At 71.2% G+C, this 24102-nt stretch carries 24 protein-coding genes and 1 riboswitch; of the genes, 12 read left to right on the top strand and 12 right to left on the bottom strand.

Features of this window, described 5'->3' with window-relative positions:
- Positions 1-224 precede the first annotated feature (224 nt).
- Positions 225-1055, bottom strand: a complete 831-nt coding sequence (locus tag ABD127_RS11915; RefSeq protein WP_344201692.1) for an SCO6745 family protein — start codon at positions 1053-1055, stop codon at positions 225-227.
- Positions 1056-1128: 73 nt separating this feature from the next.
- On the opposite strand from ABD127_RS11915, the gene rraA reads away from it, so the two are divergent.
- A complete protein-coding gene (gene rraA, locus ABD127_RS11910; protein ID WP_344201689.1) occupies positions 1129-1605 on the top strand; it encodes a ribonuclease E activity regulator RraA in 477 nt (158 codons plus the stop codon).
- An 84-nt stretch (positions 1606-1689) separates the two neighbouring features.
- On the opposite strand, the gene ABD127_RS11905 is transcribed toward rraA, so the two are convergent.
- Entirely contained in the window at positions 1690-3141 is a 1452-nt protein-coding gene (locus tag ABD127_RS11905) for an MFS transporter (RefSeq protein WP_344201686.1), read from the bottom strand.
- Positions 3142-3251: 110 nt separating this feature from the next.
- Here ABD127_RS11905 and ABD127_RS11900 point away from each other — a divergent pair, with 110 nt between their 5' ends.
- Positions 3252-3968, top strand: a complete 717-nt coding sequence (locus tag ABD127_RS11900) for a TetR/AcrR family transcriptional regulator (protein ID WP_344201683.1) — start codon at positions 3252-3254, stop codon at positions 3966-3968.
- A 2-nt stretch (positions 3969-3970) separates the two neighbouring features.
- Here ABD127_RS11900 and ABD127_RS11895 read toward each other — a convergent pair whose 3' ends face one another.
- Positions 3971-4441, bottom strand: a complete 471-nt coding sequence (locus ABD127_RS11895; protein WP_344201680.1) for a hypothetical protein — start codon at positions 4439-4441, stop codon at positions 3971-3973.
- A 112-nt stretch (positions 4442-4553) separates the two neighbouring features.
- Positions 4554-4761, top strand: a riboswitch (cobalamin riboswitch).
- Positions 4762-4878: 117 nt separating this feature from the next.
- Here ABD127_RS11895 and ABD127_RS11890 point away from each other — a divergent pair.
- From ABD127_RS11890 to ABD127_RS11880, 3 genes are all read left to right on the top strand, one after another.
- Positions 4879-7458 carry a ribonucleoside-diphosphate reductase subunit alpha gene (locus ABD127_RS11890; RefSeq protein WP_344201677.1) on the top strand — a complete coding sequence of 860 codons (2580 nt, stop codon included), beginning with the start codon at positions 4879-4881 and terminating at the stop codon, positions 7456-7458.
- Between the two features lie 158 nt (positions 7459-7616).
- Positions 7617-8600, top strand: a complete 984-nt coding sequence (locus tag ABD127_RS11885) for a ribonucleotide-diphosphate reductase subunit beta (protein WP_344201673.1) — start codon at positions 7617-7619, stop codon at positions 8598-8600.
- An 11-nt stretch (positions 8601-8611) separates the two neighbouring features.
- On the top strand, positions 8612-9049 hold the full coding sequence (locus ABD127_RS11880) for a hypothetical protein (RefSeq protein WP_344201671.1): 438 nt from the start codon (positions 8612-8614) through the stop codon (positions 9047-9049).
- 182 nt (positions 9050-9231) lie between these two features.
- Here the strand turns inward: ABD127_RS11880 and ABD127_RS11875 are convergent, their stop codons facing one another.
- The 3 genes from ABD127_RS11875 to ABD127_RS11865 are packed head-to-tail and all read right to left on the bottom strand — an operon-like array spanning position 9232 to position 11925.
- A complete protein-coding gene (locus tag ABD127_RS11875) occupies positions 9232-9996 on the bottom strand; it encodes an MBL fold metallo-hydrolase (protein ID WP_344201668.1) in 765 nt (254 codons plus the stop codon).
- 45 nt (positions 9997-10041) lie between these two features.
- On the bottom strand, positions 10042-10497 hold the full coding sequence (locus ABD127_RS11870; protein WP_344201666.1) for a universal stress protein: 456 nt from the start codon (positions 10495-10497) through the stop codon (positions 10042-10044).
- 30 nt (positions 10498-10527) lie between these two features.
- Entirely contained in the window at positions 10528-11925 is a 1398-nt protein-coding gene (locus ABD127_RS11865) for an APC family permease (protein ID WP_344201664.1), read from the bottom strand.
- 117 nt (positions 11926-12042) lie between these two features.
- Here ABD127_RS11865 and ABD127_RS11860 point away from each other — a divergent pair, with 117 nt between their 5' ends.
- Together ABD127_RS11860 and ABD127_RS11855 are read left to right on the top strand one after the other, a co-directional pair.
- Positions 12043-12573 (top strand): bifunctional adenosylcobinamide kinase/adenosylcobinamide-phosphate guanylyltransferase, encoded by a 531-nt coding sequence (locus tag ABD127_RS11860; RefSeq protein WP_344201661.1) that lies wholly within the window; start codon positions 12043-12045, stop codon positions 12571-12573.
- A 15-nt stretch (positions 12574-12588) separates the two neighbouring features.
- Positions 12589-13479 carry an alpha/beta hydrolase gene (locus ABD127_RS11855; protein ID WP_344201658.1) on the top strand — a complete coding sequence of 297 codons (891 nt, stop codon included), beginning with the start codon at positions 12589-12591 and terminating at the stop codon, positions 13477-13479.
- A 64-nt stretch (positions 13480-13543) separates the two neighbouring features.
- On the opposite strand, the gene ABD127_RS11850 is transcribed toward ABD127_RS11855, so the two are convergent.
- Positions 13544-14398 carry an oxygenase MpaB family protein gene (locus ABD127_RS11850; RefSeq protein ID WP_344201655.1) on the bottom strand — a complete coding sequence of 285 codons (855 nt, stop codon included), beginning with the start codon at positions 14396-14398 and terminating at the stop codon, positions 13544-13546.
- 212 nt (positions 14399-14610) lie between these two features.
- Here ABD127_RS11850 and ABD127_RS11845 point away from each other — a divergent pair, with 212 nt between their 5' ends.
- Entirely contained in the window at positions 14611-14970 is a 360-nt protein-coding gene (locus ABD127_RS11845; protein WP_344201652.1) for a sterol carrier family protein, read from the top strand.
- A gap of 79 nt (positions 14971-15049) precedes the next feature.
- Here the strand turns inward: ABD127_RS11845 and ABD127_RS11840 are convergent, their stop codons facing one another.
- From ABD127_RS11840 to ABD127_RS11825, 4 genes are all read right to left on the bottom strand, one after another.
- Positions 15050-16609 carry a long-chain-fatty-acid--CoA ligase gene (locus ABD127_RS11840; protein ID WP_344201649.1) on the bottom strand — a complete coding sequence of 520 codons (1560 nt, stop codon included), beginning with the start codon at positions 16607-16609 and terminating at the stop codon, positions 15050-15052.
- Positions 16610-16703: 94 nt separating this feature from the next.
- Positions 16704-17156: an anthrone oxygenase family protein gene (locus ABD127_RS11835; protein ID WP_344201647.1), complete on the bottom strand. Its 453-nt coding sequence runs from the start codon at positions 17154-17156 to the stop codon at positions 16704-16706.
- Positions 17157-17162: 6 nt separating this feature from the next.
- On the bottom strand, positions 17163-17612 hold the full coding sequence (locus ABD127_RS11830) for an SRPBCC family protein (protein WP_344201645.1): 450 nt from the start codon (positions 17610-17612) through the stop codon (positions 17163-17165).
- A gap of 49 nt (positions 17613-17661) precedes the next feature.
- Positions 17662-18345 carry a ZIP family metal transporter gene (locus ABD127_RS11825; protein ID WP_344201642.1) on the bottom strand — a complete coding sequence of 228 codons (684 nt, stop codon included), beginning with the start codon at positions 18343-18345 and terminating at the stop codon, positions 17662-17664.
- 78 nt (positions 18346-18423) lie between these two features.
- Between ABD127_RS11825 and purF the strand changes: the two genes are divergently transcribed.
- The 3 genes from purF (at position 18424) to ABD127_RS11810 (ending at position 21239) form a co-directional block, all read left to right on the top strand.
- Positions 18424-19911: an amidophosphoribosyltransferase gene (gene purF, locus ABD127_RS11820; protein ID WP_344201638.1), complete on the top strand. Its 1488-nt coding sequence runs from the start codon at positions 18424-18426 to the stop codon at positions 19909-19911.
- A gap of 56 nt (positions 19912-19967) precedes the next feature.
- Positions 19968-20963: a phosphoribosylformylglycinamidine cyclo-ligase gene (purM, locus tag ABD127_RS11815; RefSeq protein WP_425545825.1), complete on the top strand. Its 996-nt coding sequence runs from the start codon at positions 19968-19970 to the stop codon at positions 20961-20963.
- Positions 20964-21044: 81 nt separating this feature from the next.
- Entirely contained in the window at positions 21045-21239 is a 195-nt protein-coding gene (locus ABD127_RS11810; protein ID WP_344201634.1) for a DUF3073 family protein, read from the top strand.
- Between the two features lie 248 nt (positions 21240-21487).
- On the opposite strand, the gene ABD127_RS11805 is transcribed toward ABD127_RS11810, so the two are convergent.
- Positions 21488-23548 (bottom strand): MMPL family transporter, encoded by a 2061-nt coding sequence (locus ABD127_RS11805; RefSeq protein ID WP_344201632.1) that lies wholly within the window; start codon positions 23546-23548, stop codon positions 21488-21490.
- Between the two features lie 23 nt (positions 23549-23571).
- Here ABD127_RS11805 and ABD127_RS11800 point away from each other — a divergent pair, with 23 nt between their 5' ends.
- Entirely contained in the window at positions 23572-24045 is a 474-nt protein-coding gene (locus ABD127_RS11800) for a MarR family winged helix-turn-helix transcriptional regulator (protein ID WP_344201630.1), read from the top strand.
- Positions 24046-24102: the final 57 nt, after the last annotated feature.

Here is a 24102-nt window from a genome sequence, read left to right as displayed (position 1 = left end):
GGGTGGTGTCCGCCCCCTGAGGTGCGACGAGGAACGAGGAGCCTCGAAGGGGGTACCTCAGCCACGGGGCTTCGGGCGGGTGGTGTCCGCCCCCTGAGGTGCGACGAGGGACGAGGAGCCTCGAAGGGGGTACCTCAGCCCGGGGCTTCGGGCGGGCACCTCTCCGCCCCCTGAGGTGCGACGAGGAACGAGGAGCCTCGAAGGGGGTACCTCAGCCCGCGGACCTACGGCCGTGGGACGCCGGTGGGATTGGGGTAGCTGACGGCGCCGGACGCCTCGACGGCCCGGGCGATCGGCAGCAGGTCGTTCGCGAGGGCGTAGGCACGTGCCGTGGCCTCCTGGTCGAGGCCCGCTCCGCACGATCGGTCGGTCGCGTCCTCGAGTCGCTCGCGCGCGGCCCGGCCGGTCTCGGTCGCCGTGGTCCCCTCGACCCAGCCGAACTGCTGGAGCCGTCCGAACGCGTCGGCCCACTCCTGCTCGCTCCACCCGCGGAAGTCGCGCTGGTTCTCGGGGACGAGGCCGGTCGCGACGGCGAGGGCGTTCGCGGAGGCGCCGCCGATGCCGGCCGCCGTCAGGACCGCGACGTGGCTGTCGCCGCGGTACTCGCGCAGGACGGTCACGGCGTTCCAGAGTCGCTCGATCGGGTCGTCCGGTACCGGCAGCGCGGCGTGCGCGGCCGCGAGCGGGCGTCCGGCGAGGTCGAGCTGCTCGACGAGGCGCTGGGTCGCGTCGGCGGTGCGGGTCACGTCCTGGTCGCCGATCGCCTCGACGACGCGGTCGCGGGCGATGTCGAGCCGCACGCGCAGGATCTCGTCGCGGTCGGCCATCGACCACGCGTCGGGCAGCGCACGGGCCACCATCCAGGGGGCGAAGCCGTGGAACACGGCCGTGACGACCTCGGGCCCGGGAGTGCCGAGTGCGGCCGAACGCGAGGCGGCGTAGCCCATCCAGAAGCCCTTCAGCCCGATCGCCTCGTACCGCTGCTTGGCGTCCGGCGCGAAGTAGACCACGTCGTGGATCGCCGCGACGCTCCGCCAGAACTCCCGTGTCGTCATGCCCCGAACCTACGTGGTGCGTCTCATGCCCGCCGGCGTGGCGAGGGTCGTGGTGGTCTGTGAGGCTGTCGCCATGACGTCCTTCACGACACCTGACCTGTCCGACGAGCTCGGCGGCGCGGCGCGCGTTGTGGCCGCCGGGTTCCTCGACTTCGGCGGGCGCGAGGTCTTCGACGGCCCCGTCCGGACCGTCCGCTGCCTGGAGGACAACTCCCGCGTGAAGGAGCTGCTGGCGACTCCCGGCGAGGGGGCGGTGCTCGTCGTCGACGGGGCCGGCTCGCTCACGGTCGCGCTGCTCGGCGACATGATCGCCGAGGGTGCCGTTGCGCAGGGGTGGGCCGGGGTCGTGATCAACGGTGCTGTGCGCGACGTCGAGATCCTGCGGACGCTCGACATCGGCGTCCGTGCCCTGGGTTCGATCCCGCGCCGTTCCGACCGCCAGGGCCGTGGCGAGGTCGACGTGCCGGTGACGATCGGCGGCGCTCGCGTCGAGCCGGGCGACCACCTCTACGCCGACGCCACCGGCATCCTCGTCACGACCCCCGCCTGAACCCACCAGATGTGGTCACTCCGTTCACGGAATCGACGGGAAACCGTGACCGGAGTGACCACATCGTGCGGGACGGGGGTGGGCTCAGTGCTCCTCGACCGAGTGGGAGTCGGTGAGGGTCAGGGCGCCCCAGCCGACCACGGCCCCCACCACCACGGCCAGGGCGCCGAAGAGCACGCGCTCGCCGTGGAAGAACGAGGCCACCAGGTCGGCGCTCCACGCCCCTGACGGCAGGTGCGTCGTGACCAGCACGGCGATCAGGGTTCCGACGACGGCCGTGCCGACGCTGGTGCCGACCTCCTGGGCGGTGTCGTTGAGGGCGGTGCCCATCGACGTCCGGTTGGCGGGCATCGCGTCGACCAGCGCGACGGCGCAGATCGTCATGACGGTGCGCAGGCCGATCGTCATCACGACCATCGAGGCGGCGATCGCGAGGTAGCCGTGCTCGACGCCCCACGCCATCGCGACGAGGGAGGCCGACAGCAGGCCGGCGCCGATCAGGCACGCGATGCGGTGACCGAACCGCTTGGCCAGCGACTCCGAGAGGGGCGAGGCCAGGATCATCGTGACGATGAGCGGCAGGTTGGCCAGGCCGGCCCGCACCGGGCTCCAGCCGTAGGCGTACTGGAAGTGCAGAATCAGCCCGAACATGACGCCGGCCATCGCGATCGACGTGCCGATCTGCGCGATCGAGGCACCGCGGACGGTCGCGTTGCGGAACAGGTGCAGGTCCAGCATGGGCGAGGGCGTGCGGCGCTCGTGCCAGACGAACCCCGCGAGGGCGGCGGCTGCCCCGGTGGCGGTCAGCAGCGTGGTGGCGGCGAGCCAGCCGTGCTCGACGGCGTTGGTCAGCGTGTAGCAGGCCAGGCCGATCGCGGCGATGCTGAGCAGGGCCCCGGGGAGGTCGAGCCGGTCGTCGGTGAGGTCCTCGCGGCGGTCGGGGGCGACGCCCTTCCAGACGCCGATGCCGGCGATCAGGGCGATCGGGGCGTTGACGACGAGCAGCCACTCCCAGCTGACGTGCGCGAGGGCGGTGCCGCCGAGCAGCGGGCCGAGCACGAAGCCCGACATGCCGACGACGATCATCAGCGTCATGGCGCGCATGCGCAGCGCCTGCTCCTCGAAGAGCCGGAACACGAGCGAGTTCGTGATCGGTGCCATCGCAGCGGCACAGATGCCGAGCCCGGCCCGCAGGGCGATGAGCTCGCCAGCGGTGGAGACCAGGACGACGAGCAGGCTCAGGACGCCGAACGCGGCGAGGCCGACCAGCAGCACGCGGCGGCGTCCGAGGCGGTCGGCAGTCGCGCCCGCTGTCAGCAGCAGTCCGCCGAACGTCAGGGAGTAGGCACCGGTGATCCACTGCAGCGTCGTGGTCTCGCCGCCGAGGTCGCGCCCGATCGTGGGCAGCGCGATCGTCAGCAGGGTGTTGTCGACCATCTCGACGAAGAACGCCAGGCAGAGGGCGGCGAGCGGGATCCACGCCGCGCGCAGCGACGGGTAGGTGCGGCTGGGGGTGGGAGTCGTGGTGGTGGTCATCGCGACCGCCTCCTCTCTCGGGAAGTATCGAACGGTGTTCGAGTCTCGAACACCGTTCGATAACATAGAACATTGTTCGATGTTGCACAAGATGTGATGGGATGTGAGCCATGGCACCGCCCGAAGGACCCCCCGCGGGCCGCCGCCGAGGCGGCCGTCCGCGCGCGTCGCACTCGATGGACGCCGTCCTGAGCGAGGCCGTCGCGCTGCTCGACGAGGCCGGCGAGCCGGCCCTGACCTTCCGCGCGCTCGCGGAGCGGCTGGGGGGTGGCGTGGCCAGCATCTACTGGTACGTCGCGAGCAAGGACGAGCTGCTCGACCGCGCCACCGACCACGTGCTCGAGGGCGTGCTGGGCGCCATCGATCGGCTCGCCCGCACCGACGACCCGATCGCCGACCTCCGGGCCGTCGCGCTCACGCTGTTCGACGCGATCGTCGACCGCCCGTGGCTCGGCGCGTACTTCATGCGCAGCACCGGCCTCCAGCCCTGGTCGTTGAAGATGTACGACCGACTCGGGCAGGAGGTGTTGCGGCTGGGCGTCCTCACGCCGCTCCAGCAGTTCCACGCGGTCTCGGCGGTGATCGGCTTCGTCGTGGGTACGGCGGCCGACCTGGGCCAGGAGCCACCGCGCGAGGTCGTCGAGGGGAAGGTCGGACGCGACGAGTACCTCGAGCGCTACGCCGACCAATGGCGCGCGCTCGATCCGGCCGAGTATCCCTTCGTCACGCACATCGTCGAGGAGTTCTCCGGCCACGACGACGCCGTGCAGTTCCGCGCCGGGCTCGACCTGCTGCTCGCCGGACTGCGCCTCCAGGCGGGTCTCTGACGTCAGACCTCGTGGTCCGCCGGCCCCTGGCGGTCCCGTGATCGTCGTCTGAGTGCGACCGCCGCGGTGAGCGCGCAGATCGCACCGACCGCGGTCAGCAGGACGATGCCGGTGACGACGGCCGCCGTCTCCGTCCGCGGCGCGCCCCGGCCCTGGCCGACCATCTCCGACGGCGCCACGAGGCACATCGCGCCGAGGAGGGCGATGAAGACCAGGGTCAGCACCAGCGTCGCCGACAGGGCCCTGGCGGAGCTGGTCCACTCGAGCAGCACCGCGCCGAACGTGAGGAACAGGGCGGTCATGACGAGCATCAGGGTCGGCGCGGCGAGGTTGACGAGCAGCTCGCTCGACTCGGCCCACAGCGGTTCGCCCGTCGTGGCCCAGCGCCCGGCGACCGCGATCGGCAGCAACGCGCCGCAGACGAGGAACGCCCAGCCGGTCGCCCGGTCGCTCAGGGACGGCCTGTCGCTCATGGGGCCACCTTTCCACGTGGGTGCCTCCGCCGGGGTGCGACTTCTCGCTGGAACGGCGGACTCCCGCACCGGGTCACTACATCTAGGGGTTACATCCGTGTGATTTCCCGTATATGGTGGCGCACGCAGCTGGTTCGGCCGCCCCGCCAGGGCGGTCGTCGCAAGAGGGAATCCGGTGCAAGACCGGAACTGCCCCGCAGCGGTGAGTGGGAACGACCGACGTCATCAGCACTGAGAGAGATCTTGGGAAGCGACGTCCAGTAGGCGGCCGACAGGCCGGGCCCGCGAGTCCGAAGACCTGCCAGTGCTCACCGACATCGGTGAGGTCCGCGACCCCGTGGGAGGGTCAGGGGACAGGTCTCACGGACCCCGTTTCCTCGTCGTCCCCGTCCTTGCGGACGTGACGCACACGACGAGTTCGACGAGGGGTCGACCACATGAGCACCGCCAGCAGCATCACCGTGATCAAGCGCGACGGCACGAAGGTTCCGTACGACGGCTACGAGATCGCCCAGTCCATCACCGAGGCCGCCGCCGGCCTCGACCACGAGGTCGAGCGCGCCACGCAGCTGCGCTCGGAGCTCGAGATCACGCTGTTCGACGGCATCACGTCCGAACAGCTCGACGAGGCCGTCATCGGCGTTGCGCTGGGCAACGTCAAGGACGACCCGGCCTTCGACACGATCGCGGCCCGGCTGCTCGTGAAGAGCCTCTACAAGAAGATCTTCGGCGAGGGCGTCACCCGCGACGAGGTCTCCACGCTGTGCGGACCGGCCTTCGTCGCCTCGGTCCTGCGCGGCGTCGAGCTCCGGCTGCTCGACGACCGCCTCGCGGAGGCCTTCGACCTCGAGGTGCTCGGTGCCGCGATCGACCCCGACCGCGACGACCTGCTGCGCTACATCGGCGCACAGACCATGCGGAACCGCTACATGATCACCGAGCCCGACGGCACGCCGCTCGAGGTGCCGCAGTTCTTCTGGATGCGCGTCGCGATGGGTCTGGCGCTCAACGAGCTCGATCCGACGGCCGCGGCGCTGACGTTCTACGACAAGATGAGCCGCCTCGAGTACCTCGCCGCGGGCTCCACCCTGGTCAACGCCGGCACGACGTACCCCCAGCTCTCCAACTGCTTCGTGATGCAGATGGAGGACGACATCGAGCACATCGCGAAGAGCGTCCGCGACGTCATGGTGCTCAGCAAGGGCACCGGCGGCATCGGACTGTCCGTCACGAAGCTGCGCGCCGAGGGCTCGCCGATCCGGTCCAACAACACGACCTCGACCGGTCCGATCCCGTTCATGCACACGATCGACTCGACGCTGCGCGCGATCAGCCGGGGCGGCAAGAAGTTCGGCGCGCTGTGCCTCTACATGGAGAACTGGCACCTCGACTTCCCGCAGTTCCTCGACCTGCGCCAGAACTCCGGCGACCCGTACCGCCGCACCCGCACGGCGAACACCGCCGTGTGGATCAGCGACGACTTCATGAAGCGCGTGCAGAACGACGAGCCCTGGTACCTGTTCGACCCGCTGGACGTGGCCGACCTCGTGGAGCTGACGGGCAGCGCCTTCAGCCGCCGGTACGCCGAGTACGCGGCGATGGCCGAGGCCGGCGAGCTGCGCCACAAGAAGGTCGGCGCCCGCGAGCAGTTCCGCGCGATCCTCGTGAGCCTGCAGAGCACCTCGCACCCGTGGCTGACGTGGAAGGACACGATCAACACCCGTGCCCTCAACGACAACACCGGCACGATCCACCTGTCGAACCTCTGCACCGAGATCACGCTGCCGCAGGACCGCGAGAACACCTCGGTCTGCAACCTGGCCTCGATCAACCTGTCGCGCCACGTGACGGGTCGTCGCCAGCACGCGAAGATCGACTGGGACCGTCTCGCCGAGTCCGTGCGCCTCGCGGTGCGCCAGCTCGACAACCTGATCGACATCACCCTGAGCTCGGTGCCGGAGTCGGAGCGCTCCAACGAGGAGAACCGAGCGCTGGGCCTCGGCGTCATGGGCTTCACCGACGTCGTCGAGAAGTTCGGCTTCTCGTACGCCTCGGACGCGTCCTACGAGCTCATGGACCAGATCATGGAGTTCGTCAGCTGGCACGCGATCGACGCGTCGGCCGACCTGGCCCGCGAGCGGGGTGCCTACCCGAACTTCGAGGGCTCGGGCTGGAGCCGCGGCATGGTGCCGTTCGACTCGATCGCGAAGCTCGAGGCCGACCGCGGTGTGCCCGTCGAGGTCGACCGCACCACGCGCCTCGACTGGGACGCCCTGCGGGCCAAGGTGGCCGGCGGCATCCGCAACTCCACGCTGATGGCGATCGCGCCCACCGCGTCGATCGGCCTCGTGGCCGGCACGACGCCGGGCCTCGACCCGCAGTTCAGCCAGATCTTCAGCCGCGCGACGAGCTCCGGCAAGTTCCTCGAGGTCAACCGCAACCTCGTCGAGGACCTGCGTGAGCTTGGGCTGTGGGAGACGGTTCGCGAGGACCTGCTGCGCCACCAGGGCGACCTCTCCAAGGTCGAGGGCGTGCCTGCCGAGCTGGTCGAGATCTACCAGACCAGCTTCCAGCTCACGCCCTACGCGTTCCTCGAGGTCGCGGCCCGCGCTCAGAAGTGGATCGACCAGGCGATCAGCCGCAACATCTACCTGCAGAGCCGGGACGTCGGCGAGATGGTCGAGCTCTACGCGGCCGCCTGGAAGAAGGGCGTCAAGACGACGTACTACCTGCACATGATGCCGCGGCACACCGCCGAGCAGAGCACCGTCAAGGTCAACAAGAGCGAGGCCCTGTCGGCGGCGGGCGCGGGCGCTCCGCGGCGCGGCTTCGGCTCGGCCACCCCGTCGGCTCCGGCCCCGGCCGGCCGCGGCTTCGGTGCCGTGGCTGCCCCGGTCGCGGTGGAGGAGCCGGCCGTCGAGGTCGTCCCCGCCGAGGTCGAGGAGCTCGAGATGGTCGACGGGGCCGCGTGCCCCATCGACCCCCAGGAGCGCCTCCAGTGCGAGTCCTGCCAGTAGTCCGTTCCTGACCTGAGGTGGCTTCGAGGCTCCTCGTTCCTCGTCGCACCTCAACCACCGGGGACGACCACCGGTGGCTGAGGTGCGAGGAGCTCTGGCGACGAGCCTCGAAGCCCCCACCCCCACCCCACTCCCATCTGTGAAAGCGAGACCCCCGCATGGGCATCCTCGGCACCGGCATCGAGCAGGGACTTCTGCTCAAGCCCGTCACCTATCCCTGGGCCATGGAGCTGTACGACCAGGCCGTCGCCAACACGTGGTTCCCCAACGAGATCCAGCTCGGCGAGGACCTGGCCGACTTCGAGCGCATGAGCGACGAGGAGCGGCACGCCCTCACGTTCCTGATGAGCTACTTCAACCCCAACGAGCTCCTCGTCAACAAGGCGCTCGCGTTCGGGGTCTACCCGTACGTCAACGCCGCCGAGTGCCACCTCTACCTCGCGAAGCAGATGTGGGAGGAGGCCAATCACTGCATGAGCTTCGAGTACGTGCTGGAGACCTTCCCGATCGACCGCGTCGCGGCGTACGAGTCGCACGTGACGGTGCCGTCGATGGCGGCCAAGGAGGACTTCGAGGTCCGCTTCATCAAGCGCATGACCGAGCAGACGCTCGACATCACCACGACCGAGGGCAAGCGCGACTTCGTGCGCAACCTCATCGCCTACAACGTGATCCTCGAGGGCATCTGGTTCTACTCGGGCTTCATGGTGGCGCTGAGCTTTCGCCAGCGAAACCTGCTGCGCAACTTCGGCTCGCTGATCGACTGGATCGTGCGTGACGAGAGCCTGCACCTGAAGTTCGGCATCAACCTCGTGCTGACGGTGCTCGACGAGAACCCCGACATCGCGACGCCGGAGTTCGCCGACGAGATCCGCCAGATGATCCTCGACGCCGTCGAGATGGAGGAGGCGTACAACCGCGACCTCCTGCCGAACGGGATCCTCGGGGTCAACGCCGACTACATCAACCAGTACGTCCGCTACCTGGCCGACCGTCGGCTCGACGAGCTGGGCTTCGGCCCGCACTACGGCGTCGCCAACCCGGCGAAGTGGATGGCGACGGCCAACGACACCCTGCAGCTCGTGAACTTCTTCGAGTCGATCAACACCTCGTACGAGGTCAACGCGAAGTCGGGATCGTGAGGGGCTGACCCATGTCGTGCGTGAGCTTCTGGGGCCCGGACGCGCGGGAGCGGATGGTGGCGGCGATGGCCGCGCCGCCGGTCGCGACGTTCGCCTCGCCCGGCGTCAGCGACGGCAAGCTGCGGCGGGTCGCGCTGATGGCGACGTCACCCGACCCGCGCGTGCGCGAGAGCGCGGCCCTCAACGCACACGTGCCGGTCGAGGTGCTGGAGTCGCTCGCGGTCGATCCGGAGATGTCGGTGCGCTGCTGCGTCGCCCGCAGCCCGCAGGCCTCGCCCGAGGTGCTGACCTGGTTGGCGCGGGACGAGTCGGCGCCCGTGCGCCGGTGGGTCGGCGCGCACCCGGTCACGCCGCCGGAGGTCATGGACTCCCTCGCCGAGGATCCCGACGTCGGGGTTCGCGAGGTCGTCCAGTGGAACCGCCGCTGGCCCACGACCCCCGGTGGTTGAGGTACCCCTTTCGAGGCTCGTTCCTCGCACCTCAAGGGGCGGAGCCCCCGTCCCTTGAGGTGCGACGAGGAACGAGGAGCCTCGAAAGGGGCACCTCAGGTCTCGGAGCCCCCGTCCCTTGAGGTGCGACGAGGAACGAGGAGCCTCGAAAGGGGCACCTCAGCCGCGTCGGGCGGGCGGGATCAGCCCGGGAAGACGCGGGTGTCGTGGGCGTTCACGACCGTGACCTCGGGGTCGGCGTGCAGCGTGGCGAGCGCCGCGTGGTTGCCCTTCAACCGCTTCGGGATCCGCGCGACCGACTTCTCGAACGCGCGCAGGATCCCGACCTTCGACAGGCTCGGGTCGTAGTGGCTCGCGTCGAAGACGGCGTCGCCGGCGTGCAGGACCAGGCCCTCCCCACCATCGGGCCGAGTGCCCTGCACCGCGACGGCCGCGTGGCCGCGCGTGTGACCGATCATGGGCACGAGGCTGATCCCGTCGAGCACCTCGATCGCCGACAGTCCGTGCCGCCACGAGTCGCCCTCGCCGGCGTGGCTCCGCACGGTCGGGGAACCCCCGAGGTGCGCCTGGCGGTACCGCGTCTTCTCGATGCCCTTGATGTCGGTCGTCGCGGCCGACCACTCGGCGGCCGTCGTGTGCCACGTGGCGTCGGGGAAGTCGACCGCACCGCCGACGTGGTCGAAGTCCAGGTGCGTCAGCACGACGTGGGCGACGTCCGCGGGGTCGAAGCCCGCCTGCTCGACGGCGTCGATCGCGGTGACGCCCGGCTGGGGCCTCAGCAGGTGCCGGGTGGGGCCGAGTCGCTTCGGGTCGGCCAGGTCGTCGCGACCCACGCCGCTGTCGACCAGCACGAGGCCGTCGGGGTGCTCGACGAGCAGCACGTGGCAGATGATCGCGGGACCGAGGGGAGGGGCCATCCGGCCCGCGACGAGGTGGTGGACGCGCATGCCGTGATGCTAGGCCCGGCGACCGGGTCGCCGGGCCCGATCACGTCACTTCTTCTTGGCGGCCTTCTTGCGCGCGGCGGGCCGGTGGACCAGCACCGGAGCGTTGGCCTGGAGCACGACCTTGTTCGCGACCGAGCCCATCAGGGCGGCCTGCGTGCGGGTGCTGCTGCTCGCCATGACGATGAGCCCGGAGCTGAACCGGGTCGCGGCCTTCAGGATCTCGCCCGCCGGCGATCCGCCGTAGACGTGGGTCGAGACGGGCGGCCCCCAGTCGGTGAGCTCCGCGGCGACGCTCAGCACGGCCTTCTCGGCCGAGGCGCGGAACGACATCTCGTTGATGCCCGAGTCCTCGTCGTCCGTCACGAACGGCACGGCGGCGAGCGGGCTGACGACCGCGACGACCGAGACCTTGGTGACGGTCTTCGGGTCGACGGTCTTGCGCAGGAACTTCGCCGCGTCGTGAGACTGGCGAGATCCGTCGGTGGCGACGAGGACGTGCATGGCAACCCCCAGGAGGTGAGTGAGCTCAGGTCATCCGGTGAGCTCGGCCGGATCGATCGAGGTCGGGTCGCCCTTCATGGCGAGCCGGTTGACGAAGTACATGACCACACCGATCGCCAGGATGCCACCGCACCACACCAGTGAGCCAGGGTCGTCGATCGCGGTGTGGACGAGGATGGCGACGTTGGCGGCGATGCCCGCGTACAGCAGGAACGTCGGTGCTCGGTAGTGCTCGTGGTCGACCCCGTCGCCGCGTCGCAGCACGAGGGCCGAGAGGCAGACCATGCCGTAGACGACGATCAGGAACACCACGGTGACGGTGGCGAGGCGATCGACGTCGGCCGTCGCCAGCAGGATGCACACCAGGGCGGCGGTGAAGATGATCGAGACCCACGGGGTGCGGCGCGTGGCGTGGGTGCGGGCGAAGATGCGGGGCACGATGCCCTGCTTCGCCATGCCGTACATGATCCGTGACTGCGCGACGAGCGAGACGAGAGCGGTGTTCGTGACGGCGACCAGCGCGATCACCGCGAAGATCTCCTCCGGGATCGCGAGCGGTCCGGCCTGCACGACCGTCAGGAGGCTGCCGCCCTCGCCGCTGTCGGCCGAGAGGTCCTCGATCGGCGCGACCATCGAGGCGATGAACGCGATGACCATGTAGAGGACGCCGGCCGTGAACATGCCGCCCAGGAGCGCCTTCGGGAAGACCTTGCTCGGCTCGCGGACCTCCTCGGCGATGTTCGCGGCGTTCTCGAAGCCGGTCATCGCGAAGAACGCCAGCGCCACGCCGCCCAGCACGACCAGCGCGGGGTTGCCGTCGTTGAGGTCGAACGGTTGGCTGAAGTTCGCGTCGCCGTTGACCACCACGAGGATGCCGACGAGCAGCACGATGGCCAGGCCGATCGTCTCGACGGCGGTCATGATCGCGTTGGCCCACACCGACTCGCTGATGCCGCGGAAGTTCAGCAGCGACAGGGTGACGATGAAGATGATCGCGACCGTCGTGGTCGACATGCCCTCGAGGACCGTGCCCTCGGTGACCGACTCGAAGTAGGTGCCGCCGAAGACCCGGGCCAGCGTGCCGGCCGCGGCGACGGTGGCGGCGAGGAGGCAGAACGTCACGAGGAACGTGACGGGCGGGCTCTTGAAGGCCTTGTGCGCGTACAGGGCGGCGCCGGCCGCCTGCGGGTACTTCGTGATGAGCTCGGCGTAGGCGAAGCCGGTCAGGATCGCGACCGAGACGCCGATGACGAACGAGAGCCAGAAGGCGCCACCGACCGTGAAGGCCATGACTCCGATCAGCGCGTAGATGCCGGAGCCGAGGACGTCGCCCAGCACGTAGAAGTACAGGAGCGGGCCGCCGATGGAGCGCTGGAGCTCCTCGGTCTGCTGCGGTGCGTCCTGCGGTGCGGGTGCTGCGTCCGTCATGGGCTGTGCTCCTCGTGAAACGTGGTGCGGCCGATCCGGCAACTCTGGCACTGGGTTCGCCGACTGCAAGTCGAGCGCCGACGCGGCTACTGTGGGGAGCAGCGACGGAGGTGCTCGATGAAGGTGCTCGTGACCGGCGGGGTCCGCTCAGGCAAGTCCTTCCACGCGGAGTCGTTGGTGGTCGGCGAGCCGGTCGTCACGTACGTCGCTCCCGGGCCCCCGACGGAGGTCGAGGACGACCCCGACTGGGCGGCGCGCGTCGCGTCGCACCGCTCGCGTCGACCGGAGCACTGGGTCACCGTCGAGTCGGTCGACCTGCCGGGGGCCATCGCCGCGGCCGAGGGTGCGGTCGTCGTCGACTGCCTCGGCACGTGGATCACGGCCCAGCTCGACGAGCTCGACGCCTGGGACGCCGTGCTCGAGGAGTGGGAGCCCCTGCTGCGCGAGCGCATCGCCGCCGTGGCCCGCGCCGTGGCCGAGAGTGAGCAGCCGATCGTCGTGGTGACGAACGAGGTCGGGATGGGCGTCGTGCCGGAGCACCGGTCGGGTCGCGTGTTTCGTGACATGCTCGGTCGGGCCAACCAAGCCGTCGCCGCCGAGTGCGACCAGGTGCTGCTCGTGATCGCCGGCCGCGTGCTGACGCTCTGAGCCGAGAGGACGACGATGAGGACGACGGTCACGTTCGAGGTCGACGGTTCCACCGTGGAGGGCTGGTACTACGCGCCGCCCGGCACGGAGCCCGCGCCGGTCGTCGTGCTGGGTCACGGGCTCGGCTACGTCAAGTCCGCCGGGCTGGACGCGTTCGCCCAGCGCTTCAACGACGCCGGGTACGCCGCGCTGGCGTTCGACTACCGCTCGTTCGGCGGGAGTGGCGGCGGGCCGCGGCAGGTGCTGTCGGTCCGGAGCCAGCTGCGGGACTGGGACGCCGCGATCGCCCACGCGCGCACGCTGCCGGGCGTCGACCCGGCGCGGGTCGTCGTGTGGGGCACGAGCTTCGGCGGCGGGCACGCCCTGACCCTGGCGGCGAAGCGGCACGACCTCGCGGCCGCGATCGCCCAGTGCCCGTTCACCGACGGCATCGCCTCGCTCCGCACGATCCCGCCGCTGACCTCGCTGAAGGTCACCTGGCTCGCCGTCCGCGACCTCGTGTCGCGGCTGCTCGGCCGCGACCCGGTGTACGTCGCCGGGTCGGGTCAGCCCGGCACCACGGCGCTCATGACCGCACCCGACGCGAAGCCCGCGATGGACGTCCTCACGGCGGACGCGCCGGACTTCGAGAACCGCATGGCGGCCCGTGCCGCGGTCGAGGTGATGCTCTACGGCCCCGGTCGGGGCGCGCGTCGCATCACGACCCCGACGCTGGCCGCGGTGTGCGATCGCGACTCCGTCGCTCCTTCCCGGACGACGACCCGCCAGCTGGCCCGGTCGTCGGCGATCGAGGTGCACCACCACGACGTGGGGCACTTCGACATCTACGTCGGTGAGCCGTTCGAGGTGGCGGTCGGCCAGTACCTCGCCTTCCTCGACCGGGTCGTCCCCGTTCCCGCCCCCTGAGGTGCGAGCACCCCGTCCCCTGAGGTGCGACCAAGGAGCCTCGAAGGGGGCACCTCAGCCCGCCTCAACCAGATGGCGGCGTCTGCGGCGACGACATGGCCCAGCGGATCGTCCGCACGGCCGTCTCCCCGCCCAGCCGGACCGCGGTGGCCTCGGCGACCGGCAGCCACGGCAGGCGGAGCGGAAGCCGGGCCCACCGGGGCATCAGGCCCACCGCAGCCGCGGCGAGCATCGAGTAGGGCGCACGCAGCGGCAGGGGCACGGGCGGGGTCAGCAGCAGGTAGCGCGCCGTCCGTCGGGCGGCCGGGGTGCTCATGAGCTCCGACCGGTAGTCGGCGAGCACCTCGTCGAGCTCGGCGACCGACTCCGGCACGTCGGTGGCGCCCAGCTGGCGAGCGACGCCGGCGGTCTCGGCGACGTAGCGGTCGCGGCCCTCCGGGTCGAGCGGCTCGGCGCCGTAGCGGTCGTGGGCGCGCAGGAAGCTGTCGATCTCGGCGACGTGCACCCACCGCAGCAGGTGCGGGTCGGACGCCGCGTACGGTCGCCCGTCGGGGGCGGTGCCCGTCACGGTGTCGTGGACCGCGCGCACGGCCCGGATGACCTGGTCGCCGTCGGCCACCGTGCCGAACGTCGTGACGGCGAGGTAGTAGCTCGTGCGCTGCAGTCGGCCCCACGGGTCGCCGCGGAACCCGGAGTGCTGGTCGACCGCGGCCATCGCGAGCGGGTGCAGCGACTGCAGCAGCAGGGCGCGGATGCCGCCGACGAACATCGAGGCGTCGCCGTGAACCCGCACGACGGCGGCGTCGGCGTCGAACCGGCGGGGCCCCTCGGCGAAGTGGATGCGGTCGCGCCGGGCGGCTCCCTCGTCGCCGGCCACGCGCGCGAAGATCAGCTCGCCGATGCGTGCCCGCGGATCCATGCCGCCAGTGTGCCCCCACCTTCCCCACCCCGCCCCCGGGCGCGGGCGGTGACCTAGGGACGTGTGCCGGGCGCGGGCGGTGACCTAGGGACGTGTGCCGGGCGCGGGCGGTGACCTAGGGACGTGTGCCGGGCGCGGGCGGTGACCTAGAGACGAGTGCGGGCCCACGACTGGTCCCTCAGTCACCGCCCCGGGGTGGATAGCCTGGGGTGGTGGCTCGCCGACTGACTCCTCTGCCCGCTGCTGAGCTGGCGCAGGTGCTCGCGCGGCTCGACGCCGGGGGCACCGAGCGGGCCGACCTGGCGGCGGCGACGCGGCACTTCATGGCGGTCCTGGAGGCCCGGTCGCCGGGTCACAGCGTCGAGGTCCGGGTCCCGCCGTTCGCCGCGGTGCAGGTCGTCGAGGGCGCGAAGCACACCCGCGGCACCCCGCCGGCCGTCGTCGAGACCGACGCGCAGACCTGGATCGCCCTCGCCCGGGGCACGACGACCTGGGCCGAGGCGCGGGCGGCGTTCCGCGTGAAGGCCAGCGGCGAGCGCTCCGACCTCACGCCCCACCTCCCGCTGACCTGAACCCGCACGATGTGGTCACTCCGGCCACGGTTTCGCCGCGAAAGCGAGGCCGGAGTGACCACATCGTGCGGGGCACGAGTCAGACCTGGCGCTCCTGCGCGGCCCAGTAGGGCTTGCGCAGGTCGCGCTTGAGGATCTTGCCCGAGGGGTTGCGGGGCAGGGCCTCGATGACGTCGATCGTCGTCGGGGCCTTGTAGTGCGCCAGCTTCTCCCGGGCGAAGGCGATGAGCTCCTCGGCACTGGCCGACGTCCCCGGCCGCAGCGCCACGACCGCCTTGACCGTCTCGCCCCACCGCTCGTCGGGCACGCCGATCACGGCGGCCTCCAGCACCGCCGGGTGCTCGGCCAGGACCCGCTCGACCTCCGGGGAGTACACGTTCTCGCCGCCGGTGATGATCATGTCCTTGATGCGGTCCTCGATGAACACGAAGCCGCCGTCGTCCACCCGCCCGACGTCGCCCGTGCGCACCCAGCCGTCGTCGGTGATGAGCTCGGCGGTGGCCTCGGGCCGACCGAGGTAGCCGATCGTGGCCTGCTCGGTGCGGAACCACAGCTCGCCCGACGCGCCCGCCGGGACGTCCTCGAGCGTGCCCGGGTCGACGACCCGCAGCTCGGCACCCTCGACCGGCTGGCCGACCGAGAGCAGGCGCTCGGGCCGCTCCAGGTCGCGGTGGGCCGCGTCGCCCAGCACCGAGATCACGCCGCCGAACTCGGTCATCCCGTAGACCTGCATGAACGTCGTGTCCGGCCACGCGGCGATGACGGCGCGCACGACCGGCGGCGGCATCGGCGCCGCCCCGTAGCCGACCTGGCGCAGCCGACCGAACAGGGCCATGGCCTGCTCGCCGGCCTGCAGCAGTGCTGCGATCACCGGCGGCACGAGGAAGGCATGGGTGCAGCCCGCCATCATCGCGGCGGCCATGAGGCCCGGGTCGACCTCCTTGACGATGAACGCCGGGATGCCGTGCGTCAGGCCGAGCAGCGCGTAGGAGGTGCCGCCGACGTGGAACATCGGCATCGCGACCATCATCATCGAGCCCTCGCCGTACTCGGCATCGCCGCCGCCGACGCGGCAGTGCTGCACCATCGCGTGCTGCGTGAGCTGCACGCCCTTGGGTCGGCCGGTCGTTCCCGACGAGTACATGACGACGCAGACGTCGTCCGGCGTCACGTCGCCCTGGCGGTCGATCGGCTCGGCCGCGACGAACGCCTCGAACTGGTCCTGCTCGCCGCCCAGGGCGATCGCCCGCTCGACGTGCTCCAGCCGGTCGGCGACGAGGTCGTAGGCCTCCTGCAGGTCGGCACCGACGACCGCCAGCCGCGCACCGCAGTCGTTGAGCACGTAGTCGAGCTCGTCGCCGGCGAGGCGCCAGTTCACGACGGTCGTCGCCGCACCCACGAGGCTGCCGCCCAGGATGAGCTGGAGGATCGCCGGGTTGTTCTTCTCGAGCACCGCGACGCGGTCGCCGCGCCCGATGCCCGCGGCCTGCAGCGCCCCTGCGGTGCGCCGCACCGACTCCCACGCCTCGGCGAAGGTCCACGTGCGGTCCCCGTAGATCCAGCAGGTCGCGTCGGGCTGCACGCGGGCCTGGTGCTCGAGGAAGTCCGGCAGGAAGGTGGCGGGGGGAAGGGTGGTCATGGCGCTCCTCGCTGGGCTGTGACGACAGTCACAGTCAGCCTAGGCGGCGGCCGGTGGCGCTCGCTAGGTTCCGGAGACCAAGGTCCGCGGCGGTTCAGACGTGCGCGAGCGCGGCGAGCCAGCACCCGGTCGAGGCGACGTTCGTGACGGTGCGCGCCACGTTCCACCGCGTCCACGGACGCTCGAAGGCGGCACGCAGCTCGGCCGCCGGTGCCGTGCCCCGCTCCAGCGCCTCGTTGAGCGGCACGTTGCGACCGATCGTGATGACGAGCGTCGCCACGTATCCCGCGAGTCCCGCCACGGCCCACCCGAACCCGTCGGTGCCGCGCGCAGCGACCGTGGCGGCGATGCCGAGCAGGAACGAGCCGCCGAACAGCACAGCGAAGACGGGGTTGAGGATCGCACGGTTCACCCCGCGCATCGCTTGCACGACGGCGTCGTCGTCGGCGAGCCTCAGCCCGGGCATCACGGCGTAGGCGAACGCCGCGAACAGCCCGGCGACGAGCCCGGTGGTCAGGGCCGTCGCGCCGAGCAGCGTCTCGAGCACCGCAGGTCAGCTCTCGACGACGCCCGCGAGCCGCTTGAGGGTCTTGGACATGGCCTTCGCCGTGCCGGTCGGCATGGAGCTGCGCTTGAGGAAGAAGCGCTGCTTGTCCTCGCTCACGTCCCAGGTCTCGCGCACGCGGGTGCCGTCACCGGTCGGCTCCAGCTCGTACCGCCAGATGCGCCCGCCGACCAGGCCGCCGAGGCCCGTCGTCTTCCACGCGATCAGCCGGTCCTGCTCGAACTCCACGACGGTGTTCTTGGTCGTGTAGGGCAGGCCCTGCTTCATCGACATGCCGAACTCCGACCCGAGGCGCAGTGGCTCCGAGGCGCCCTTGAGCCCCTGGAGGCTCCCCGAGCCGTCGATCTCCTGGTGCCGTCCGGCGTCGGCCACCACGGCGAAGATCTCCGACGCGGGTGCCGCGATGACGCGCTCGACGCTGACGTGGTTGTCGCTCATGGCCCCATCTCACCAGATCTGGGCGGCACCGCAGGATGAACTCCTGGCGTCAGCCCAGCGCGAAGGCGGTGAGGAAGCCTGCCGCGGTGGCGACGCCGACCCACCAGCCGCCCTCCCGGTACGCCTCCGGGAACAGCGTGTCGGCGAGCACCGCGATGGTCGCGCCGCCCGCGAAGGCCTGGACGAGGGCGATCGACGTGCCGCCGAGCACGTCGGACGCGGCGTAGGCCCCGACCGTGCAGGCGATCAGCACCGCTCCCGTCACGACCCAGAGGCCGATGGCGCGCGCCGTCCCGAAGCTCGACCGGCCGAGCAGCGCGCCGCTGCTGACCGCCTCGGGCACGTTGCCGACGACGATCGCGACGAGCAGCACGATGCTGCCGCCCTCGACCAGACCGACACCGAGCGCGACGTTCTCGGGGATGCCGTCGAGCACCGCGCCCAGCAGCAGCGCCCACCCGGCCGCCGCGGCACCGAGCTTGCGGTCGAGCTGGTGGCTCGCCAGGACGTAGACACCGGCGCCGGCCATCAGCGCCAGGCCCGCGAGGACGACCCCCTCGGACCTGAACGCCGGGCCGAACAGCTCCTCAGAAGCCGCAGCGGTCAGGGTGCCCGCGCCGAACGCCATCAGCACCGCGAGCACCGGGGTCGGCAGCTGCCAGCGCAGCCCGACGGCCGCGCCGATGATCAGCGGAACCGCCGTCGCCACCCCGAACCAGAAGGCCGTCGCCATGCCTCGATGTCACCACATCGCGTCCGCGTCCGCAGCGGGTGGTCCGCCGGCCCCCACCACGGCCCTACACTGGTGCTCGTGGCGCGCGGCGACGGTCAACTGACCCACGACATCGATCCCCAGGATCGCGGTCCTCAGGACGCCTGTGGCGTCTTCGGCGTCTGGGCGCCGGGCGAAGAGGTCGCGAAGCTGACCTACTTCGGCCTGTACGCGCTGCAGCACCGTGGCCAGGAGTCCGCGGGCATCGCGGTCAGCAACGGCCGCCAGATCCTCGTCTATAAGGACATGGGCCTGGTGAGCCAGGTCTTCGACGAGTCGACGCTGGAGTCGCTCAAGGGCGAGATCGCGATCGGCCACGCCCGGTACTCCACGACCGGCTCGAGCGTCTGGCAGAACGCGCAGCCCACGTTCCGGCCTACCGCGTCGGGCTCGGTCGCCCTCGGCCACAACGGCAACCTGACCAACACCGCCGAGCTCGTCGACCTGCTCGACCAGCGCACGGCCGGCGAGAGCCGCCAGCACGAGACCGCCACCAGCGACACCGCCGCCATGGCCAGCCTGCTCGCCTCCTACCGCGACCGCTCGGTCGAGGAGGCGGCCCTCGAGGTGCTGCCGAAGGTGCGCGGCGCCTTCTCGCTCGTCTTCATGGACGAGCACACGCTCTACGCCGCCCGCGACCCGCAGGGCATCCGCCCGCTGGTGCTCGGCCGCCTGGAGCGCGGCTGGGTCGTCGCCAGCGAGACGGCCGCCCTCGACATCGTGGGCGCGTCCTACATCCGCGAGATCGAGCCCGGCGAGTTCATCGCGATCGACGAGAACGGCCTGCGCAGCGAGCGCTTCGCGGAGGCCGCGCCCAAGGGCTGCATCTTCGAGTACGTCTACCTGGCGCGCCCCGACACCACGATCAACGACCAGCGCGTCTTCAGCGTCCGCGAGCGCATCGGTCGCAAGCTGGCCAACACCGCGCCGGTCGAGGCCGACCTGGTCATCCCCGTGCCGGAGTCGGGCACGCCCGCGGCGATCGGCTACGCCGCCGAGTCGGGCATCCCGTTCGGTCACGGCCTGGTCAAGAACTCCTACGTGGGCCGCACGTTCATCCAGCCGTCGCAGACGATCCGCCAGCTCGGCATCCGCCTCAAGCTGAACCCGCTGCGCGACGTCGTGGCCGGCAAGCGCCTCGTGGTCGTCGACGACTCGATCGTCCGCGGCAACACCCAGCGCGCCCTCGTGCGGATGCTGCGCGAGTTCGGCGCCGCCGAGGTGCACGTCCGCATCTCCAGCCCACCGGTCAAGTGGCCGTGCTTCTACGGCATCGACTTCGCCTCGCGCGCCGAGCTCATCGCGAACGGCATCAGCGTCGACGAGATCTGCCGCTCGATCGGGGCCGACTCGCTGTCCTACGTCGAGCTCGACGACCTCGTCGAGGCGACCCAGGTGCCCAAGGACAACCTGTGCCGGGCCTGCTTCGACGGGATCTACCCCGTCGCGCTGCCCGAGGACGACCTGATCGGCAAGCACCTCCTGGAGCTGCCGGCCGACACCACGACGCTGAAGGTGATCCAGTGACCGACTACGCGGCAGCCGGGGTCTCCGTCGCCGAGGGCGACCGTGCCGTCGAGCTCATGAAGACCTGGGTCGAGAAGGCGCGTCGTCCCGAGGTCGTGGGCGGCATCGGCGGGTTCGCCGGCCTGTTCGACGCGTCCGCGCTGAAGGACTACCGCCGCCCGCTGCTCGCCACCTCGGCCGACGGCGTCGGCACCAAGGTCCAGATCGCGCAGCGCATGGACAAGCACGACACGATCGGCTTCGACCTCGTCGGGATGCTGGTCGACGACCTCGTCGTCTGCGGCGCCGAGCCGCTGTTCATGACCGACTACATCGCCACCGGCAAGGTCGTGCCCGAGCGCATCGCCGAGATCGTGAAGGGCATCGCCCAGGCGTGCGCCGAGTCCGGCACCGCGCTGCTGGGCGGCGAGACCGCCGAGCACCCCGGCCTGCTGGGTCCGGACGAGTACGACATGGCGGGTTCCACCACGGGTGTCGTCGAGGCCGATGCGCTGCTCGGCAGCGAGCTCGTCCGTCCGGGCGACGCGGTCGTCGCGATGGCGTCCTCCGGGCTGCACTCCAACGGCTACTCGCTCGTGCGGCACGTGTTCTTCGGTCTGGCCGGCTGGTCGCTCGACCGTCAGGTCGACGAGCTCGGCACCACCCTGGGCGAGGCCCTGCTCACGCCGACCCGCCTCTACACGCTCCCGTCGCTCGCCCTGGCTCGCGCCGGCGGCGTCCACGCGATGTCGCACATCACGGGCGGCGGCCTCGCCGCCAACCTCGAGCGGGTCGTGCCGGAGTCAGTCTCGGTCCGCATCGACCGCGCCACGTGGTCGCCCGACCCGATCTTCGGGCTGGTCGCCCAGCTCGGCGAGGTCGAGCGTCCGGCGCTCGAGCAGGCCCTCAACGTCGGGGTCGGGATGGTCGCCCTGGTCGAGCCCGAGACGGCCGACGCGGCGGTGCGGCTGCTGCAGGAGCACGGCATCGAGGCCTGGGTCGCCGGCGAGGTCGCCGAGGCGGGGGTCCACGGCCCCGGAGGCTCCGTGACGGTTGTGGGCGAACACGCATAGCCCCCGTGAGACATTCTCGCGGGTGATTCGGTAGGCTGGTCAGCACGACATACCGACATCACTGTGCGAGGGGGTCGACCCATGGGGCGCGGCCGTGCGAAAGCCAAGCAGACCAAGGTTGCACGCGATCTCAAGTACCGGACCTTCGATCCGGACTTCAGCGATCTGCAACGAGAGCTCCACGGCGAGGACGGTGAACCGATCCCCGATCAGTACGCCGAGCTCGCTGAGAGGCCGGACCTCGCTGATCGGTTCAAGGACCGCGACGCCAGCTGATCTGGCGTCGACCTGATCTCCGCCCTCCGGGCAGGAGATCCGTTCCGCCACGCCTGGGATCCGCTACGGGTGGTGCGGGTGCCCCTTTCGAGGCTCGCTCGTTCCTCGCTCGCACCTCAAGGGGCGGGATGTTGACCGCCCCCTGAGGTGCGAGGAACGAGCCTCGAAGGGGGTACCTCAGCCCACCTCGCGGGGCGGGATGTTGACCGCCCCCTGAGGTGCGAGGAACGAGCCTCGAAGGGGGTACCTCAGCCTCCCGTGCCGAGGCGGCTGGGCCACCAGAACCGCGGCCCGATCCACGCGACCATCGCCGGGGTGACCAAGCCGCGCACCACGACGGTGTCGAGCAGCACGCCGAAGCCCACGAGCACGCCCAGCTGGGCCAGCAGCACCAGGGGCAGCACGCCGAGCACCGTGAACACCGCCGCCAGCAGGATGCCGGCGCTGGTGATCACGCCGCCGGTCACGGCCAGGGCCGTCACGATCGACCCCGTCGCGTCGCCGGTCGCGGCCATCTCCTCACGGGCCCGTGCCGTGAGGAAGATGTTGTAGTCGACCCCGAGGGCCACCAGGAAGATGAAGGCGAGCAGCGGGGTGCTGACGTCCATCGCGGGCCAGCCCAGGACGTGGTCGAACACGAGCCAGCCGACGCCGAGCGCCGAGAGGTACGAGAGCACCGTCGTCGCCCCGAGCAGGACGGCCGCGACGACCGAGCGCAGCAGCGCCAGCAGCATCACGAGCACGACGGCCAGCACGAGCGGGATGACGGTCGTGCGGTCGGAGGCCGCGGTGGCCGCCTCGTCGACCGCCTCGGCATCGAGCCCGCCGACGAGTGATCCCGGGTCGACGTCGTGCGCGGCGGTCCGCAGGCGCTCGATCGTCGAGAGGGCCTGCTCGCTGCCTGGGTCGGACTCCAGGACCACGCGGATCTCGGTGGTCTGGTCGTCGCCGCCGGGGGCGACCGTCGCGGACTGCACGCCCTCGACCTCGCTCGCCGTGGCAGCCACGTCCTCGGCGGCGTCGGGCGTCGTGGCGATCGTCGTGGGTGACGCGGTGCCACCGGGGAACGCGGACGAGAGCGTGGCCTGAGCCGCGATCGACTCGGGGGTGTCGAGGAACTGCTCGTCCTGGGCGAGCCCCGTGCGCAGGCCGAGCGCGCCGAGCGCCATCGTCACGAGCACCAGCAGTCCGGCCAGCGTGACCACGGCGGGGCGGCGCGTGACGGCCGGACCGACCCGGCTCCAGAGTCCGCGGTGGGCGGCGTCGTCGTCGCCGACCTTCGGCACGAACGGCCAGAACAGCCAGCGTCCCGGCAGCGACATCGCGGCGGGCAGGACGACGAGGGCGAAGAACACGGCGACGGCGAGGCCCGCTGCGCCCGCGAGGCCGATCCGGCTGACGAACGGGGAGTCGGCCAGCAGCAGCGTGAGCAGGCCCAGGATGACGGTGCCCGAGCTCGAGAGGATCGCGGGTGCCGCGGCGCCGACGGCCTGACGCATCGCCTCGTGCCGGCTCTCGTGCCCGCGCAGCTCCTCGCGGTAGCGCGCGATCAGCAGCAGCGCGTAGTTGGTGCCGGCGCCGAAGACCAGGACCGACGTGATGCCGGTGATCGAGCCGTCGACCGCCAGGCCGGACCACGCAGAGATCGTGTCGACGACCTTTGCCGCGACGCGGTCCCCGAGGCCGATGACGGCGAGCGGGACGATCCAGAGCCAGGGGCTGCGATAGGTGATGATCAGCAGCAGGGCGACGACCGCGGCTGTCACGAGCAGCAGGCGCGTGTCGGCGCCGGAGAACACCTCGCCGAGGTCGGCCTGGACGGCGGGGCCGCCGGTCACCTGGGTCGTCAGGCCGTCGGGGAGGTCGGCAGCCGCGACGTCACGGATCTCGGCGACGAGCTCGCTGTTCTCCTCGTTCGACAGGTCGCCCGTCACCGGGACCTGGACGAGGGCCACGGTCCCGTCGTCGGACGGGATCGGTCCGAGCGCCTCGACGCCGAGGGCCTCGCCCAGGGCCTGGGCGCGCTCGCTCGCGGCCTGGAGGTCGGAGGCGTCGAGCCCGCCGTCGCGGGAGAACACCACGATCGCCGGCGCCTCGTCGCCGTCGGGAAGCGAGGCGAGGCGCTCGGCGGCGAGGGACGACTCGGCATCGTCCGGGAGGTTGGACCCGGCGTCGTTGCCCTCGGTCGGGCTCGGCGCGAACGCCAGGACCGCGGCACCGAGGAGCAGGCCGACGAGCAGCACGGCGACCGAGCGGCCCCGGCCGACGAGGCGAGCAAGAAAGAAAGTTCGATGATCGAAAGATTCCACGGTCACACGATAGGGTGACGACCATGACGTCGCATCCGGGGGGCCAGCCCGACCCTCGACTCGAGGTCGTGCGCCGGCTCCAGGCGCTCACGACCGAGACGCTGCACTTCACCGACCGCGCCGCCGCCTCACGGGGGCTGCACCGCTCGGACCTGCAGGCGCTGCAGGCGCTCGTCGGTGCGCGGGAGTCGGGGCTGGAGTCGCTGACGCCCGGTGAGCTGGCCCAGGTGCTGACGCTCAGCCCGTCGGCGACCACGACGCTGATCGACCGGCTCGAGCGTGCGGGGCACGTCGAGCGCCGTCACGACCAGCGCGACCGGCGCCGCGTCGGCCTGGCGATGACGGCGCACGCCGGGGTCGAGGCCAGGGCGATGTTCGGCCCGATGGCCTCGGCCATGGCGACCGCCCTGGGCGAGTTCGACGACGACCAGGTCGCCACCATCCTGCGCTTCCTCGCGATGGCCACCGAGGTCGTCGCCCAGTCCGACCCCGGCTGACCCTCGGTTGGTCGAGGTACCCCCTTCGAGGCTCGTTCCTCGTCGCACCTCAGGGGG

This window comes from Aeromicrobium alkaliterrae, from assembly GCF_039529015.1.
Lineage (GTDB): Bacteria > Actinomycetota > Actinomycetes > Propionibacteriales > Nocardioidaceae > Aeromicrobium > Aeromicrobium alkaliterrae.
The sequence above is the reverse complement of the archived record's forward strand: the minus strand, read 5'-3'. Positions and strand labels throughout refer to the sequence as shown.